Annotated in this window: 11 protein-coding genes; 4 read left to right on the plus strand and 7 right to left on the minus strand. The window is 67.6% G+C overall.

Going from position 1 to position 16914, the window contains the following annotated elements:
• Positions 1 to 35: 35 nt before the first annotated feature.
• A complete protein-coding gene (locus PCA_RS07285; RefSeq protein ID WP_255436717.1) occupies positions 36 to 1034 on the plus strand; it encodes a YncE family protein in 999 nt (332 codons plus the stop codon).
• Between the two features lie 214 nt (positions 1035 to 1248).
• On the opposite strand, the gene PCA_RS07290 is transcribed toward PCA_RS07285, so the two are convergent.
• From PCA_RS07290 to PCA_RS07305, 4 genes are all read right to left on the minus strand, one after another.
• Entirely contained in the window at positions 1249 to 2649 is a 1401-nt protein-coding gene (locus PCA_RS07290; protein ID WP_219918606.1) for an MFS transporter, read from the minus strand.
• Positions 2650 to 2793: 144 nt separating this feature from the next.
• Complete coding sequence (locus tag PCA_RS07295) at positions 2794 to 5817, minus strand: TonB-dependent receptor plug domain-containing protein (RefSeq protein WP_181301931.1); 3024 nt, start codon at positions 5815 to 5817, stop codon at positions 2794 to 2796.
• 123 nt (positions 5818 to 5940) lie between these two features.
• The gene (locus tag PCA_RS07300; RefSeq protein ID WP_181301932.1) at positions 5941 to 7026 is read right to left on the minus strand and encodes a PQQ-binding-like beta-propeller repeat protein; all 1086 of its coding nucleotides are present in this window, start codon (positions 7024 to 7026) and stop codon (positions 5941 to 5943) included.
• Between the two features lie 8 nt (positions 7027 to 7034).
• The gene (locus PCA_RS07305; protein ID WP_181301933.1) at positions 7035 to 8870 is read right to left on the minus strand and encodes a hypothetical protein; all 1836 of its coding nucleotides are present in this window, start codon (positions 8868 to 8870) and stop codon (positions 7035 to 7037) included.
• 367 nt (positions 8871 to 9237) lie between these two features.
• Here PCA_RS07305 and PCA_RS07310 point away from each other — a divergent pair, with 367 nt between their 5' ends.
• The 3 genes from PCA_RS07310 to PCA_RS07320 all read left to right on the plus strand — a co-directional run bounded on the left by PCA_RS07310 (position 9238) and on the right by PCA_RS07320 (position 13457).
• A complete protein-coding gene (locus PCA_RS07310; protein ID WP_181301934.1) occupies positions 9238 to 9897 on the plus strand; it encodes a response regulator transcription factor in 660 nt (219 codons plus the stop codon).
• Entirely contained in the window at positions 9894 to 11273 is a 1380-nt protein-coding gene (locus PCA_RS07315) for an ATP-binding protein (protein ID WP_181301935.1), read from the plus strand. Before PCA_RS07310 ends, PCA_RS07315 begins: the two co-directional genes overlap by 4 nt.
• 159 nt (positions 11274 to 11432) lie before the next feature.
• Positions 11433 to 13457 (plus strand): beta-L-arabinofuranosidase domain-containing protein, encoded by a 2025-nt coding sequence (locus PCA_RS07320; RefSeq protein ID WP_181301936.1) that lies wholly within the window; start codon positions 11433 to 11435, stop codon positions 13455 to 13457.
• A 72-nt stretch (positions 13458 to 13529) separates the two neighbouring features.
• Here the strand turns inward: PCA_RS07320 and PCA_RS07325 are convergent, their stop codons facing one another.
• Genes PCA_RS07325 through PCA_RS07335 form a run of 3 tightly spaced genes read right to left on the minus strand, consistent with a single transcriptional unit; the run spans position 13530 to position 16806 of the window.
• A complete protein-coding gene (locus PCA_RS07325) occupies positions 13530 to 15074 on the minus strand; it encodes an amino acid permease (protein ID WP_181301937.1) in 1545 nt (514 codons plus the stop codon).
• On the minus strand, positions 15071 to 15709 hold the full coding sequence (locus tag PCA_RS07330) for an FMN-binding negative transcriptional regulator (protein WP_181301938.1): 639 nt from the start codon (positions 15707 to 15709) through the stop codon (positions 15071 to 15073). Before PCA_RS07330 ends, PCA_RS07325 begins: the two co-directional genes overlap by 4 nt.
• Positions 15706 to 16806, minus strand: coding sequence for a PepSY-associated TM helix domain-containing protein (locus PCA_RS07335; RefSeq protein WP_181301939.1), 1101 nt, complete (start codon positions 16804 to 16806; stop codon positions 15706 to 15708). Before PCA_RS07335 ends, PCA_RS07330 begins: the two co-directional genes overlap by 4 nt.
• Between the last annotated feature and the right edge of the window lie 108 nt (positions 16807 to 16914).

Genomic DNA, 16914 nt, shown 5'->3' on the forward strand with positions numbered 1-16914 from the left:
CGCCCGTTCACCCACTCTTGCCCGAGGACGATGCAATGAAGAAAGCCTGCTGGATGTTGTTCGCTGCCGCCGTGGTCCTGCCGCCCCTGGCCACCGCCGGCACGGCCCGACCCGCCTACGCCGTCACGCAGCACTACGCGCTCGGCGGTGCCGGCAAATGGGATTACCTGAGCTTCGATCCGGCAGCGCACCGGCTGTTCATCGCGCGCGACGACAGCGTGATGGTGGTGGATGCCGGCGACGGCAAGCTGGTCGCCGAGATCGGCGGCATGCGGCACGCCCACGGCGTCGCCTTCATCCCCCGGCTGCATCGGGCCTATGTCAGCAACGGCGACGGCAACGACATCAGCGTGGTGGACCTGGCCACGCTGAAGGTGGTCGGCAGCATCCCCGTCAGCGGCAGGGACCCGGACGCGATCATCTACGACGCCGCCAGCGGCGACGTGCTCGCGATGGACGGCGACAGCAACGAGGTCAGCGTGATCGATCCGAAGTCGGCCAGGGAGATCGCCACCATCGCGCTGGCCAGCAATCCCGAGTTTCCGGTGATCGACGGCAGCGGCAGGCTCTACGTCAACCTCGAAGGCTCCAGCCAGCTCGCGCAGATCGACCTGCACGACCGCAAGGTCGTCCATGTCTGGCCGCTGGGCCCGTGCAAGGGCCCGACCGGCCTGGCGATGGACGAGGCGGCCCACCGCCTGTTCTCGGTCTGCGCGAACGGCTGGATGATCGTGACGAATGCCGACGACGGAAAGCAGGTCGCCAGGCTGCCGATCGGCCGCTCTCCGGATGCCGTGGTCTACGACGCCGCGTGGCACAACGTGATTGCCTCCAGCGGCGAGGGTTCGCTCGGCGTGATCCACCAGATCGATGCCGACCACTATGCGCCGGCGGTGAAAGTGCCCACGATGCCCAGCGCGCGCACGCTGGCGCTGGACCCGGCCAGCCACGAGGTGTTCACGGTCGGTGCCGCCACCTACGGCCGCGGCAAGACCGTCGCCGGCTTCAGCCTGCTGGTAGCCAAGCCGCACTGAGGCAGCGCTGTTCGCCCGGCAGGCGTGCACGGCATGCCGCTTGCCGGGCGATCGGGTGGGATGTCGCGGGAGCAGCCGGTGCGTCGCGTCGCTTGCGCTGGACGAAGGCGCGCGTGGGCGTGGTGCTTGGTGGCTGCCGCTGGTGATGGCTTCCGGAGCGCGTGCGGATACCCGGACCAGGGAAGGCGCAGGTCAGGTCGACATTCCAAAAACCTCAGCGGCTGATTTCCTCCAGCGCCACTCCCTTGGTCTGCGGGCCGAAAATCCCGATCATCGCGATGCCGACCACCATGGCGATGGCGATGAACATCGCCACCGCCAGCGCGCCGCCCGCATGGAGCAGGTAGCCGACGGCCAGGCCGGCGAACGCGGCCGCGAGGCGGCTCCACGAATAGACGAAGCCCACGGCCCTGGAGCGGATGCGGGTCGGGTAAAGCTCGGCCTGGTAGTTGTGGTAGGCGTACGACATCACGTTGGCCGCCAGCGTGAACATCACGCCCAGCAAGACCAGCAGCACCGGATTGCTCGCCATGGCGAAGGCCAGCATGCTCAGGCCCATCACCACCAGCCCCAGCATGATCTGCAGCTTGCGCTCGATCCGGTCGGCGAACAGCACGCCGAGCAGCGGCCCCAGCGGGTTGGCGATGGCGATGACGAATGAATATTCGAGGCTGTGCGTGACGGTGACGCCGCGTGCGATCAGCAGGGTGGGCACCCACGCGGCGAAGCCGTAGAAGCCGATCACCTGGGCCATGTTGAATACCGACAGCATCAGCGTGCGCTTGCGGTATTGCCGCGAGAAGATTTCGGCGAAATGCCCGCGGCCGGTTTCCTCGGCGTGCGCCAGCGCGGGTGCAGGCAAGGGCGTGCCGGTCTCCCTGGCCACCCGCTGCTCGATCGCCGCCATGATGGATTCCGCTTCGTCGGTGCGCCCCTGCAGGGCCAGCCAGCGGGGGCTTTCCGGAATCCCCTGCACCAGCAGCCACACCAGCACTGCGCCCATCGAGCCGATCAGCACCACCCAGCGCCAGCCGTCGATGCCGAGCGGGCTGAGGGGCACCAGCAGCCACGCCAGCAGCGCCACCACGGGCACCACGGCGAAGGTGATGAACTGGTTGACGGAGAACGCGCGCCCACGCTCCGCGCTGGGAATCAGTTCCGAGATGTAGGTGTCGATGGTGACCAGCTGCACCGCGAAACCCACGCCGGCGATGAAGCGCCAGACGTTGAGCATCTCGCCGCTGTGCTGGAACGCCATGATGGCGGTGCAGGCCACGTACCACACCAGCGACCAGGTGAACACGGGCCGTCGGCCGAAGCGGTCGGCCATGTGGCCGAACAGCACCACGCCCACCCACAGGCCGGCGAAAGTGCTGAACACGAAGGTGCCGAAACCGGCGATCTTGATCGAATCCAGGCTGGCAAAGAAACCCAGCGACTGGGGCGTGAAAAGCCCCGACTTCATCATGCCGGGGGCGACGTAGGCGGTGAAGAAGAGGTCGTAGAATTCGAACACGCCGCCCAGCGAAATCCACAGGACGATCTTCCATATCGTGCGCGAGGGCGGCAGCCGGTCGAGGCGGGCGGCGATCCTGGCAGAGGCGGTTTCGGACACGTTGTTCACCTGTCAGCAGCGGTAAGAATCCCTGTCGGGGCGGTACGGCGCATGCATCACGGCAGCGGGATCGCGGCGGCCCGGTGCCGGCACGCGGTCGGGCAGGGGCCCGCGCGTGGTCACGGCATCCGGGCCGCCGCCGTTTCAGAAGGACACCCTCACGTCGCCATAGACCAGACGGCCGATGGGCGAGTACATGCCGATGTCGCTGGTCGTGTACTGGTTCGTGAAGGCGCGCGGGAAAATCGGCGGCATCGTGTTGCCGATGTTGTTCACGCCGAGCGCCACCGTGATGCTCCGGTCGCTCTCCTCGCCGCCGAGCGTCCAGGTGTACGAGCCGTGCACATCCCACACGCTGTAGCTCGGCACCCGGATGCCCGGGAGGGTGCCCGCCGCGCCCGCGTCGTTGACCGAGGATATGTAGGTGTTCGCCAGCAGGAGGTCCAGGTTCCCGTAGGTCCATTCGAGCGTCGAGTAGAAGCTCTGTTTCGGCAGCGTCCCGGCGAACACGCCGATGTTGCTGGCGTTGCCGGCGTACTGCTGGTACGGATCGCCCGGCCGGCGCTGGAACTTGAACGAGTTGAACAGCATGCCCTTGCTGGAAAAGGCCCAGGTGCCGTACTTGCTGGTGGGCAAGGTGTAGTTCAGCCCGAGCATCCACGAGTGTTCGATCAGCACGCTCTGGTTGCGGAACTTGTCGATGACGTAGAGATCGGAGTACTTGCCCGGGTCGGGCAGTCCCGTGACGGGGTTGGTCAGGAAGGCCTTCAGGGAGCCCGGGGTTCCGAAGGGACTGGTTCCGCCGAGGTTGGTGAAGTTGCCGGTGCTCACGCTGTCGAAGTAGGGCGAGGCCGAACCCGAGTCGTTGACCGATTGCATGATGCGCGTGAAGTCCGCGCCGCCCGGGAAGCCGCGCAGGGTGATCGACGAGTAATCCGCGGTGAGCGTCAGGCCCTTGGCGAAGTCCGGATGGAATTCGAAGCCGATGGAGCGCGAGGTCGACGTGGATGGCTTGAGCGAGGGATTGACGCCGTCCTGTCCGTTGAAGTTGTTTCCCACCGAATACTGCGGCCCGAACACGATGCCGATGAGGCGGTCGGTCACGGGGCGCGTGTCGAACGGTCCGTAGGCCTGGTACAGCGGCGGCGCGGCGAACGACTTGGTGTAGGTGCCATGGATCACGAACTGGCTGTCGATCGGCTCCCAGCGGAAGCCGAACTTCGGCGAGTTGCTGCTGCCGGCGTCGCTGTAATGCTCGAAGCGGCTGGCGAGCGTGAGTTCCAGCTGGTGCAGGCCGGGGATGTTCATGCTCGCCGAGGTGATCGGGACCAAGGCCTCGGCATAGGCGGCGCTCACGTCGCGGCCGTGGCTGAAGGGATCGGTGTACAGGCCGCCGATCCAGTTCTGCGCGTTCCCGACGGTGGAGCCGGTGACCGGATCGGTGACGCGGCCGTTCGGATCGGCATGGCCGGAAACCTGTTCGTGTCGCCAGCTCAAGCCGACCGCCAGGTGCACGGCGCCGGCAGGGAGATCGAACAGCTTGCCGACGACATGTCCGTCCCAGGAGTAGAGCTTGCTGTCGCCATTCAGCACTTCGGTGCCGAAAATGTTCGCCAGCGCCGCCGCCGGGTTGCCCGTCACCGCGAACGGATCGAGCGCGGGTTGCAGGATGAGCGGGCTGTTGACCGAGAAGTCGCCGTAGACCCTGCTGTAGGCGCCGCCGGCCGCCGCGTTGCCGCTGGCGTCGTATCCGCCGGCCACTGCCCGTGCCAGGTTGGGCTTGAAGAGCAGCTGGGTGTCGCGTTCCTTCAGCCTGCTCTCGCTGTAGTTGACGCTGGTATGCCAGGTCCACGCGCGGGGCAGGTCGCCCTTGAGTCCGAGCGAGAAGGTGTAGCCGTCGGTGGTGTCGAAAACCTGCTTCGGCCGCGCCAGGTCGGCAAACGTCACGCCCGTCGCCGCGGTGGCCAGCGGATTGGAGGGAGCGCCGGCGGGAACGGTGAGGGTGGCGGCCGAGAAGGGCTGGCCCGCGGCCTGCCATGCGGTGGAGCGGACCTTGTTCTGCGACAGCAGCACGTGGCCGGTGAGCTCGATGTGGTCGTCGGTGAACGGCTGCGAGGTGATCGTCGCGACGATGTTCTTGTGTTCCTCCTTCTGCAGCAGCATCGCGTACTTCGAATAATCGAATCCGTTGGACAGTTTCGCGGCCGTCGTGGCGGTGTAGACGCCGGGCGACAGCGCCGCATAGCTGCCGGCGGTCGCGGCACTGCCTTTCGGCCCGGGTGGGGTGAGCAGCCCCGGTGCCAGCACATAGCTCCCGCCACCGACGACGCCGGGAATGCCGTTGGCCGGAACGACGCCGAATTGCGGGCTCGTGAACGAGCGCGCGCTCTGGTAGAGCGGGCTGGTCCGGGCGTCGCTGAGAGTGGCCGTGATGTTTATCGGGCCGATATCCCCGCCCACGGTCGCGAAGACCGAGCGGTCCTTGTAGCCGTTCTTGGCCGTGCCGTAATGGGCGCCGACGGTTGCGCCGTGGTAGTCGCGCTTGAGGATGAAATTCACCACGCCGCCCACGGCATCGGAGCCATAGAGCGACGAGGCGCCGTCGGTGAGCACGTCGACGCGGTCCAGCGCGGCGGCCGGGATCTGGCTGACATCGACGAAGTTCTTGCTGCCGCTCAGGCCCGCAACGCCGTCCAGGGCCATGCGTTGGCCGTCCACCAGCACCAGCGTCGGCAGGTTGCGCAATTCGATCTGCGAGCCGCCGGCGGTGAACTGGTTGTGGTTCTGCGCATTGCTCGCACCGGAATTGCTGCGGCCGGCGAAGGCAGGAATGGACTTGCGCAGCGTTTCGAGCACGTCGCTGGTGACGCCGGTCTGGCGGAGGTCGTCCGCTTCGAGCGTCGTCACCGGAACGGCTGCGGCATTCGGATCGATCGGCAGCAGCGTGCCGGTCACCATGACCTGGTTCAGGGTGGTGACCTTGCGAGGCTGGGTGGCCGTGGCGGCCGCCGATTGCTTGCCAGCCGGAGGCGCTGCCCCGGTGGCCGGTTCTTGCCCGGCTGGCGTGCCCGTGTCACCGCTGGGCGAAGTCGCCGCCATGGCGTGACCGGTCAGGCCGATGCCGAGGAGCAACGCGCCGAACAACGCCTTGCGTGGATAGTCGTGCATGTGATGTCTCCCCCCACATGATGTCGCGTCAAGTTCCGGGCAATGGGTGCAGCCAGCCCTCGCTCCATCCATCCGGCGCCACCCCATGGCGCGGTGCACGGCGATGGCCTTGGGTTGCCCGCTTCAGTTCTCCTGGTACGTCAGTACGGTGAAGCTGTTGTCGAAATAGAAGTTCGGATAGAACGGAGCCACTGCGGTATCCACCTTCACGGCGGGATCGACGCCTCCCTCGGCTGCGACCAGGTACACCCGGTTGCGCTGCGGATCGAGCGCCATCGTGCGTGCCATCGGACGGGTGGTGATGGCCTGTTCCAGCCGGTAGCGGTCGGCGCCGAGCTGGTCGATCACCATCAGGTCGGCATCCAGTCCGTTCGAGGCATAGATGCGGTGCGTGGCCGGGTCGAAACTCACGCCGTCGTTGCCGCGGCCGATCGGCAGCTTCGCCACCACGGCGCCGGTACGGGCATCGAGCACCGCCAGCAGCGGCTGGTCGCCGCGGCAGCCGATGAAGATGCGACGGCTGGCGGCGTCGTAGTCCAGGCCGGTGGGCTGATGGCAGGGCGTGGTCGACCAGTGGGCGGTGGCCTTGTGCGTGCGCGCATCGATGCGCACCACCTCGTCGCGATCGCGCTCGGCCACGAACAAGTTGCCCGCACCGTCCGGCGCCGACGCCTCGATGTGATGACTGGGCAGCGGCAGCGTCGCCACCAGCTTGCCGCTGCGCGCATCCATGAAGGCGACCTTGCCGCTGTCGCCCATGGTGAACATCAGCTGCCCGGTCGCCGGCTCGAAGCTGCCGGCGTCCGCATCCTTGCCGAAGCGGATGCGCCGGATCGTTTTCAGCGACGCCAGGTCGAACTCGGTGGTCGAGCCGTCGCCGTTGACGCTGTAGCCCAGCCCGAGCGAGGGCACCAGGATCGCCTTGTTCGCACCGGCGGAGTCCGCGATGGTGGCGATCACTTTGTGCGTCGCCACGTTGTACACGGTGACGCCGTCGTGGCGGCGGCCGATGAACAGGTGCGAGTGCGCGGGATCGTAGGTGAGGTAATCCCACCCCGGCGCCTTGCCCGGCAGCGTCACGGCCGAGTGCAGCCGATAGAAGCTGGCGGCGTGGCCCGGTGTGGGCACCGCGGCGAGGCCGAGCAGTGCGGTCGCCCAGGCCAGCGGGCTGTATCGCCGTGACGCACTGGATCGAGAGGGAAGAGACATGGCTCGGCCTACTTGCCCAGGGCGAACCACAGCACTTCGCCGCCCTTGCCGTGCTCGCCGGGGGAGGCGGCCAGGTAGAGACGATCCAGCTGCGGCACCACGATGCCGGATTTCGCGCCGGTCGCGCTGGGGATGCGGGGCCGGGCGGCGTAGAGGTCGGGCGTCACCTGCTGGAACACGCCGAGGTAGCCGTCGCCGCCGGGAACGTATACGCGCTTCCGGGCGCTGTCCCAGAACAGCCCGTCGGAGGTGGCCGGCGTATCGAGGGTCGCCACCGTGGCGCCGTTATCGGTGTTCAGCACGAACAGCTTGCCCGGGTTGCGGGTTCCCACGAACAGGCGGTGGTCGGCTTCGTCCAGCGCCATGGTCAGGTTCGTCCTGGCGCCTTCGAGCGGCCAGTGCGCGATCACCTTGAACGTCTTCTTGTCCACCACGTCCACTTCGTTGTGGTCGGCGACGTTCACGAACAGCCGGTTGCCGTGCTGCTCCGCCTTCACCGCCTCGGTGTGGTCGGAGTCGAAGCGCAGCTTGTTGTAGACGTGCCCGGTGAGCGGATCGACCTCGTTGAGGAAGCAGTCCTTCATGCCCACGTCCTGGCCGCCGGTGACGATGTACAGATGCCCGGTGGAGGAGTCGTATTCCGCCGAGTCCGCGCCCGGCTCCAGTGCAATGCGGTTGACGACCTTGTAGGTGGTGGCGTCGAACACCTTGGTCATGCCCTTGCCGCTGTCGGTGACGACCAGGCGGTTGGCCTTGGGCAGGTAGATGATCGCGTGCGGCGTCTCGACGCCGGTGATCGTGCGCTCGTGCTGGCCGGTGCGCAGGTTGAAAAGCTCCAGCGAGCCGTGGTCTTCCGCCGCCAGCCACAGGCGGTTGCCTTTCAGGTCATAGCCGAAGTGGTCGAAGTCGCCCGAGTAGCCGGGCTTCCAGTCGGTGCTGCGTCCGGCCAGCGTGGCAGTGGGGTTGGGATCGGATACTTGCGTGGCCGGCACCGGTTGCATCAGCGCCGCCAGCGAGGGGATCTTCGCGCGCAGCTCGTCGCGGATCGCGAAGCCTTCGCGCTTCAGCGCCTCCTTGTCGTCGCCCGGCTTGTAGGGGAACACGATGCCGGTGGCGCCGATGGTCTTGCCGCTCGCATCGAGCAGGCGCGTCTCCACCTCGAAGCGGTTGCCGTTGACCTCGAGGTTGGGAATGCCCGTGTCGATCGCGCGCATGTCGTCCTCGTCGGCCTGCTTGCCGATGCGGCCGATGCTCGATCCCACCACCGCGTTGACGCTCTTGCCCGGCGGCACCGCATGCAGCATCAGGATCAGCAGCTTCGGGTGCGCGGCCATGGTCTGGTCCACCAGCTGCTGCGCGTAGGTCCGGGTGGGGACGCCGGTGTCGAACTGGTAGGCCTGGGTCAGGTTCGCGACATTCGAGATGCGGCGACGGAGTTGGTCGCGCACCGCCTCGGCCTTCTTCGCCAGCGCGGCCTTGTCGTCGCCGGCGGCGTAGGGGTAGACGATGCTCAGCGCGCCGACGGTGTCGTCGGAGACGTCCTTCAGCGGCAGCTCGACCTCGAAGTGGTCGCCTTCCTTGTTCACTTCCAGCACCGGCTTGCCGGTGTCGACCACGCCCATGTCGTCGGAGTCGGCCGCCTTGCCGATGCGGCCGATGTTGGAGGCGATGATGACGTTGACCGCCTGCTTGGGCGGCGTCACGTGCATCGCCATGATGGCGATGTCGGGGTGTGTGGCGAGCGTTTCGTCCACCAGGTGCTGGGCGTAATTCGGCGTGGCCGTCTGCGCCAGCAGCGGCGGCGCGAGCAGGGCAGTGGCCAGGAACAGTGCATAACGAGCCATGGATTCCGTCCTCGACGATGGGTGCGCATTGAATCGGGATGTCGCGTGCAGCGATGGATTGCCCGTACGGGGGAGCCTGCCAGCGACCATGGATTGCCCCTTTCCCGCACGCCGTATCCGGCGACTGCATGGCATGCACCCTAGGACAGGCACCTGACGGCTACCTTTAACGATCCTGAAAATTTGTTCAGGTCGGCGCGCGCCCGTCTGTACCGAGCGGCGGAGCCTCAAACGCGATGACTTTTCCGCTGGAACGCGTGCCGACGCGACGCCTCGCGCATGCCCTGCAGCGCTTTGTGCGTCGCGTCACCGGTTGCATCCGACACGGGCTTACACTCGCCGCGCATTGTCGGCAGGCAGGTGCGCCATGAAGATTCTCGTCGTCGAAGACCAGCAGCGCCTCGGCCAGTTTCTCAGGCAGGGGCTCAGCGAATGCGCCTACACGGTGTGCTGGGTCGGCACCTGCAGGGAAGCGCGCGACGCCCTGGCCGAGACGAATTACGACGTGATCATCCTCGACCTCAGCCTGCCGGACGGCGACGGCCTGCACCTGCTTTCCGAGTGGCGCCGCGCCGGTTTCAACGAGGCCGTGCTGATCCTGAGCGCGCGCGACACGGTGGAGGACCGCATCAAGGGCCTCGACATCGGCGCCGACGACTACCTGCCCAAGCCCTTCAGCTTCGACGAACTGCTGGCGCACGTGCGATCGCTGCTGCGTCGCCAGTCGACGGTCAAGCAGACGGTGATCACCCATCGCTGCGTGCGCCTCGACCTGCTGGGCCACACCGTCAAGCTGAAGGAGCAGACGGTGGACCTGACCAGCCGCGAGTTCGCCCTGCTGGAGATCTTCATGCAGAACGCGGGACGCACGCTCACGCGTTCGTACATTTCCGAGCGCATCTGGCCGGGGCTGTCCGACACCAACCTGCTGGACGTCTACATGAGCCGGCTGCGCAACAAGCTGGAGCCCGGCCTTGGCGGCCCCTTGTTCAAGACATTGCGAGGCGTCGGTTACCAGCTCGTATGAAATCGATCGGGGCGCGCATCACGTTCTGGTTCGTGCTGAGCGTCACGCTCACCCTCGCTTGCCTGTTCACGGCCGGCTACCACCTGCTGCAGAGCTACGTGACCCATGACCTGGATCTGCTGAACGCCACCGAGTTCGAGCAGATCAAGGCGCGCCTGGGCCCTGACTATTCGACCCTGACCCCGGCCGCCATCGACGAACGGATTCGCCTGACCACGGAATACGCGTCGGTGCTTTTCTACATCAGCATCGATTCGCCGGGGCACGGCAACCTCTTCCGCTCCAAGAACCTCGCCGGCAACCCCTTGCCTGACGTGAAGGGCAAGCGCGTCTTCAACGGCACGATGCCGGGCGTGGGCGAACTGCGCATCGCCGAGTTCCTGCTGCCGCCGTTCGACATCAGCATCGGCACGCCGGTGAGCCAGATGCAGCGCGCCATGGTGGCCTATACCGAAGTCAGCCTGGCGCTGCTGCTGGGCATGATCCTCGCCAGCATGGCGATCGGCCTGGGCCTCTCGCGCCTGATGCTGCGCCCGGTGCGGCTGATCGGCGAGACGGCCAACCGCATCCGCTCCGACAACCTGGCCGAACGCATCAGCGTCAGCGGCATCGACGACGAGATCTCCGACCTTGCCCGCTTGTTGAACCAGATGTTCGACCGGCTCGAATCCTCGTTCAACCAGGTCCGGCAGTTCAGCGCCGAGGTGTCGCACGAACTCAAGACGCCCTTGTCCCTGGTGCGGCTGCACGCCGAGAAACTCCTGGTCGACGGCAAGCTGAGCCAGTCGCAGGAGGACGCCGTGCTGGTGCAGCTGGAGGAACTCGCCCGCATCAACCAGATGGTGGACGAGCTGCTGTTCCTCTCGCGTGCCGAGGCGCAGGGCATCCACATGGACCTGGTCGTGCAGGACCCGCACCGCTTCCTGCAGAGCTTCGAGCAGGACGTATGCGCCCTCACCGAACACCAGGGGCGGCGCCTGCGCCTCACGCGTCGCGGTACGGGCCTGGTCGCATTGGATGAACGCTGGCTGCGGCAGGTCGTGCTCAACATCCTCACGAATGCGCTCCGGGCCTCGCCGCCGAACGGCCTGATCACGCTGCGCTCGGAATTCGTGCCCCGCTACTGGCGCGTCGGCATCGAGGACGAAGGGCCCGGCCTCACCCTGGAGCAGTGCGAACGCGTCTTCGAGCGTTTCGTGCGCTTCCACCAGAGCGGCGAGGAAGATCGCGGCAGCGGCCTCGGCCTCGCCATCTGCCGCAGCATCATCCAGTTGCACAACGGGCGCATCTACGCCGAGCCGCGCGCCACGGGCACGGGCCTGCGCGTGGTGTTCGAGCTGCCGGCGAGCAACGAGCGCGTGCAGGGCCTCGCGTGATTCCCGCGTCTTTCGGGACCGGAGGGCAGTAGGGTCGGTCCCGGCGCGTGAGCGGCGCCCGATGCGCGGGCCTCGTTTTGATCGGGTTCTGGCAGTCGTTTGAATATGTCCGACAATTGAGCAACACTCGGCGAACCACCAGATGCCGGGAGCAGGAGCATGCCGCCACTTTCCCCGATGAGCCGCCGGGCTTTCCTGCAGGGCATGGCCTGCGCCGCCGCGATGGGCACGATGACGTTCCGGCCGCTCCGGGCTTCCGCGATGCCGGTGTCGGTCGCGGGCGGTGCGCAGCGGGCGCCGCTGTTTCCGCAGGCCCCGCTGATGCAGCAGGCCTTCGCGCTGCTGCCGGCCGGTTCCATCAAGGCCACCGGCTGGCTGCGGCGGCAGCTGGAGATCCAGGCCGGCGGCTTGGGCGGCCATCTCGACGAGTTCTGGCCCATCGTGGGGCCGGACAGCGGATGGCTGGGCGGGAAGGGCGAGTCGTGGGAAGACGGCCCGTATTTCCTCGATGGCCTGGTTCCGCTGGCGTGGCAACTGGATTCGCCGGCGCTGAAGGTCAAGGCGATGCGCTTCATCGACTGGACGCTGGAGCATCCGTGGGAGAACGGCATGTTCGGCCCGCGCAGCAACGACGACTGGTGGCCGCGCATGGTCATGCTCAAGGTGCTCACGCAGTACCACGAGCTCACCGGCGACGCGCGCGTCGTGCCCTTGATGACGCGCTATTTCCACCATCAGCTGCAGGCCATGCCGGCGCGGCCCCTGCGCGACTGGGGGCGCATGCGCTGGCAGGACGAGGTGATGTCCGTGCTGTGGCTCTACCAGCGCACGCAGGATGCGAAGTTGCTTGAACTAGCGCACCTGCTCAGGAAGCAGGGCTACGACTGGCAGGGCATGTTTGCCCACTTCCCGTTCACCGTCAAAACCGATGCGGAAGCGTTGCGCAAGCAGGCCGGCGGCGAGGCCGCGTTCATGGAGGACCTCGGCCTGCAGGTGCACGGCGTCAACAACGCGCAGGCGCTGAAGGCGTCGCCGGTGTGGTCGACCGTGTCCGGCAGCGCCGCCGACCGCGATGCCGTCCACCACCAGCTGCAGATGCTCGACACCTACCACGGCCTGCCCAACGGCATGTTCTCCGCGGACGAGCATCTCGCCGGCCGCAGCCCCTCGCAGGGCACCGAGCTGTGCACCGTGGTGGAGACCATGTACTCGCTGGAAGTGGCGCTGGCGATCACCGGCGATCCCGCGCTGGGGGACCGCCTGGAGCGCATCGCCTTCAACGCCTTGCCGGCGGCGCTGACCGACGACATGTGGGCGCACCAGTACAACCAGCAACCCAACCAGGTCGAAAGCAGCCTGCATCGCGAGCCGTGGACCACCGACGGCCCGGAATCCAACCTGTTCGGGCTGGAACCGAATTTCCGCTGCTGCACGGCGAATTTCCACCAGGGCTGGCCCAAGTTCGCCAACAGCCTGTGGATGGCGACGGCCGACCAGGGACTGGCGGCGATGAGCTATGCGCCCTGCACGGTGACGACCGAGGTGCGCGGCGTGCCCGTGCAGGTCGAACAGGCGAGCGACTATCCCTTCCGGCAGGGCGTCAGCATCACGCTCAAGCCGCAGCGCGCGTTGCGCTTCCCGCTGCGCCTGCGCGTGCCGGCGTGGTCGCAGGGCACGCGCATCGCGGTGAACGGGAAACCGGTCGACGCCACGGCGGGCTTCACCACCATCGAACGCACCTGGGCGCCGGGCGACACGGTCGAAGTGGGCTTCAACGCCGAAGTGAAGGCCGAACGCGGCTACAACGGCGCGCTCAGTTTCAGCCGCGGCGCGCTGGTGTATGCCTTGCCGATCAAGGAGAACTGGCTGATCTGGCGCAAGCGCGGCCTCACCAACGACTGGCAGGTGTATCCGGGCTCGCGCTGGAACATGGGCATCCGCCCCGATGCGGCCATCGCGGTGAGCGAACACCCCATCGGCGACAAGCCGTTCGCGGGCGCCACGCCGGCGGTGCAACTGGCCTTGCAGGGACGCTACGTGCCGGCGTGGAAGGCCTCGGACGGCAGCGCGGACCCGGTGCCCGCCAAGGCCGAAGCGGCCGCCGACGAAGCCGAGCAGCCCCTCGTGCTGGTGCCCTATGCCGGCGCCAAGCTGCGCATCGCCGCGTTTCCGGCGCTGGGCTGAGCAGGACTCCGGCCGCGCGGCATTCGCGTGGCCATCGTTGCGGGATGGGCAGGCGGTGCTGGGCGGGTTCCGTCAGGCGCTCTCTGGAATGCCCTGGCCGTCTTCCGACGCGGCTTCGCGGACGAGCCTGGCGCTTTTCATGCCGAAGAAGGCGTAGATGAGCACGCCCAGGCAGGCATACCCGCCGAGAATGGCGGCGGGCAGGACATTGCCGTGGCGGGCCGAATCGGCGATGTCGAGCGCGATCGGCAGGACCATGGCGACACAGAGCACGATCGCCGCCGTGGGAATGTAGCCGACCCAGATGCGCCCGATCCGGAAGCCGCCCAGCGGCACGCGGAAGGGGCGGGGAATGTCCGGGCGCGTGGTACGCAACCACATCAGGCTCAGCGCCACGATGATGAAGGCGAGCGCGGTGCCGATGCTCACGAAGTCGCCGAGGATCGACAGCGGGAACAGGGCCGCCAGCACGGCGGAGATGCCGCAGACGAGGATGCAGCCGATCCACGGCGTGCGGAAGCGCGTGCTCAGGCGCGCGAACGCCGTCGGCAGCAAGCCGTCCAGCGACATCGCGTAGCAGATGCGCGAGTGGCCGTAGCCGTTCACCAGCAGCACGGAGGAGAGGCCGGCCAGCGCGCCGACCTTGATCAGCACCGCGAAGCCCGGATGGCCGATGCGGTCCACCGCCACGGCGATGGGGTCGGGCACGCCCAGCTCGCGGAACGGCACGATGCCGGTGAGGACGGCGGCGACGACGATGTAGATCAGCGTGCTGACGCCGAGCGCGCCGAGGATGCCGATGGGCATCGCCCGTTGCGGGTTGGCGGTTTCGCCGGCCGCGGTGGAAACCGTCTCGAACCCGAGATAGGCGAAGAACAGGATCGACGATGCGCGCAGCACGCCCTGCCAACCGTAGGTGAAGCCGCCTTCGTTGGGCGGGATCAGCGGCACCCAGTGCTGCACGTCCACCGCGCCGACGCCGATGGCGACGAACGAGGCGAGCACGGCGATCTTGATCGCCACCAGCAGGGTGTTCACCCAGGCCGCCTTCGACACGCCGGCGACGAGCACGGCGGCGATGCAGACGAGCGCGCCCGCGGCGACCAGGTTGAACCCGCCGCTGCGGTGGAAGCTGATGTGGCCGTTGGCGACCGACGACTGCAGCCACGACACCGATATCGCCGTGGGCAGGTGGATGCCGAAATCGCCGAGCAGGCTGGTGAGATAGCCGGCGAAACCCACGGCGAGCAGGGAACCGGCGAGGCCGTATTCCAGCATCAGCAGCCAGCCCAGCGTCCACGCATACACTTCGCCCATCGCGGCGTAGCAATACGCGTACGAGGAACCGGCCGTGGGCACCGCGGAGGCGAGTTCCGCGTAGCACAGCGCGGTCAGCGAGCAGGCCGCGCCCGCGATCAGGAACGAGATCATCACGCCCGGGCCGGCATAGCTCGCCGCCGCCGGCCCGATCATCACGTAGATGCCCGCGCCCACGATGCAGCCGATGCCGAGCAGGGTGAGCTGCAATGGCCCCAGCACCTTGCGCATGCCGTTGTCGCGGTTCTGCCGCTGCAGGGTCTCGATCGACTTGCGCGCGAGCAGGCGGGAGGCGGTCATGCCTTGGCGTTCCCGCCGCGATGCGCGTTGAACAGCTGCATCATGGCGATGAGTTCCGCGTGGCCGCCTTCCTTGCCCAGGCCGGCGAGGATTTCCGGATACACGTCCTCGCGCTCGTCCTGGCCGAGCTTGAATTTGGCCTCGACCCCGGTGACGGTGGCGCGGAAGGCGATGATGCGCGTGGCCAGCAGGGCGTAGCGCGCCTGCATGTCGTCGACGCTCCAGGCATGCTCGCGGCCGGCTTCCATCGCGTCGACGAGGTCGCGCACGATGCGCTCCAGGCTGGCGTCGTCGTCCAGGAAGTCGATGCGCACGCTGAAGTTGGCGCAGGCGTAGTTCCAGGTGGGCGCCTGGCTGCGGTCGTTGAACCACGAGGGCGAGACGTAGCCGTGCGGGCCGAGGAACAGCAGCGATGCCTGCGGGTTGGCGCGCAGCGCGGCGACCTGCGGGTTGGCGCGTCCCATGTGGCCGGTCATGCTCACGATGTCGTCGCCGGCGACCCGCTCGATGCGCATCGGCAGGGGCGTCACCCGCAGGCCGCCGTCGCCGGAGGAGGCGAGCAGGGCGAGGGGTTGTTGCGCGACCAGGTCGGCCACGTCCTTGCCGCTGCGTGCCGCAAAACGTTCGCTGCTCATACCGCCTCCGCCGTCCGGGTCCGTTGCCGCGCCGCCTGGCGCATCTTGCGTCGCGTCCACCACAATCCGAAGCCGAACGTGGCCATCGTGAGCATCCAGAGGCCGACGAACAGCACGACGACGCGGCCGCCCAGGCCGAAGAATTCGCCGGTGTGGATCGAATAGAAAGAGTTGTAGATCTTGTTCCTGAGCGGCAGGTCGGCGGCGGGCACGTCGAGCAGCACGCGGCCGTCCTGCGCATCCACGAGCACCGAGGTCCAGCCGAACACGCGGCGCGTATCGTCGTGCTGCCGCACGCGGATGCGGTACCAGGGATGATCCGCGGCCGGCATCTCGATCAAGGCGATCGGCGCCCCGGGGTAGCGGGCGAACGCCGTGGCCAGCGCAGCGCCGAACGGCACCGCGAACGGCGCATGGCCTTCCCGCGGCGGCGGGTCGGGCCGCTGCACGCCCATCCAGTGGTCGACCGGGTATTCCTGCAATATGCCGGTGGTCACCGTCACGAGGGCGATGGCCGCGAGCGCCAGGCCGAGGGCGCGGTGCCATTTGTACAGCTTGACCGGGGCCGTGCCTGCGGTGCCGGGCAGGATTACGCGGCGCCAGGCCTGCCCGGGTCGCGGCCAGGCGATGCAGATGCCGCCCACGATATTGGTCAGCAGGAGCAGCCCGCTGATGCCCATGAACCACATGCCGCGTTGCCCGGAGAACAGGCTTTCATGGAAATCGAGCGCCGTCTGGAACAGGCCGGGCGCGGGGTAGTCGTGGTCGCGCGGGCGGTCGGCGACGAGCTGGCCTTCGCCGTCGACGCGCAGCACCCGGGTGAGGCCGTCCGGCGCCTCGAACAGCAGGTCGTAGCGGTTCTTCGAACCTTCGCTGGGCAGGATGAAGGTGAGCGTGGACGGTTTGCGGTCCGCTTCCAGCCGGCTCACCGCCGCGGCGAATGCCGCCTGGTCCAGCGGCTGGTTGGGCCCGGCGAGCGTGGCGTCCTCGAGCTCGCCGCGAAAGACCAGCAGCGTGCCGGTCGCCGCCTGGAGCAGCCAGAGCAGGCCGAAGGTGAGGCTCAGGTACTTGTGCGCGGTGCGCAGGAAAGGCGGCATTTCCTCGAAGCCTTCGTCACGTTGATGGGGAGGCTGTGGGTTAATGTCGCGGCAAAGCTGTCCCGGGACCGCTCCCACGGGGACTTTCGTCGTTGCAAGCGGGCCATT

This window comes from Rhodanobacter sp. PCA2 (assembly GCF_013620825.1).
GTDB lineage: Bacteria > Pseudomonadota > Gammaproteobacteria > Xanthomonadales > Rhodanobacteraceae > Rhodanobacter_A.

Coding starts and splice junctions, on each gene's coding strand:
- PCA_RS07285 (WP_255436717.1), top strand. CDS start 36: ATGAAGAAAGCCTGCTGGATGTTGTTCGCTGCCGCCGTGGTCCTGCCG.
- PCA_RS07295 (WP_181301931.1), bottom strand. CDS start 5,817: ATGCACGACTATCCACGCAAGGCGTTGTTCGGCGCGTTGCTCCTCGGC.
- PCA_RS07300 (WP_181301932.1), bottom strand. CDS start 7,026: ATGTCTCTTCCCTCTCGATCCAGTGCGTCACGGCGATACAGCCCGCTG.
- PCA_RS07305 (WP_181301933.1), bottom strand. CDS start 8,870: ATGGCTCGTTATGCACTGTTCCTGGCCACTGCCCTGCTCGCGCCGCCG.
- PCA_RS07310 (WP_181301934.1), top strand. CDS start 9,238: ATGAAGATTCTCGTCGTCGAAGACCAGCAGCGCCTCGGCCAGTTTCTC.
- PCA_RS07315 (WP_181301935.1), top strand. CDS start 9,894: ATGAAATCGATCGGGGCGCGCATCACGTTCTGGTTCGTGCTGAGCGTC.
- PCA_RS07320 (WP_181301936.1), top strand. CDS start 11,433: ATGCCGCCACTTTCCCCGATGAGCCGCCGGGCTTTCCTGCAGGGCATG.
- PCA_RS07325 (WP_181301937.1), bottom strand. CDS start 15,074: ATGACCGCCTCCCGCCTGCTCGCGCGCAAGTCGATCGAGACCCTGCAG.
- PCA_RS07330 (WP_181301938.1), bottom strand. CDS start 15,709: ATGAGCAGCGAACGTTTTGCGGCACGCAGCGGCAAGGACGTGGCCGAC.
- PCA_RS07335 (WP_181301939.1), bottom strand. CDS start 16,806: ATGCCGCCTTTCCTGCGCACCGCGCACAAGTACCTGAGCCTCACCTTC.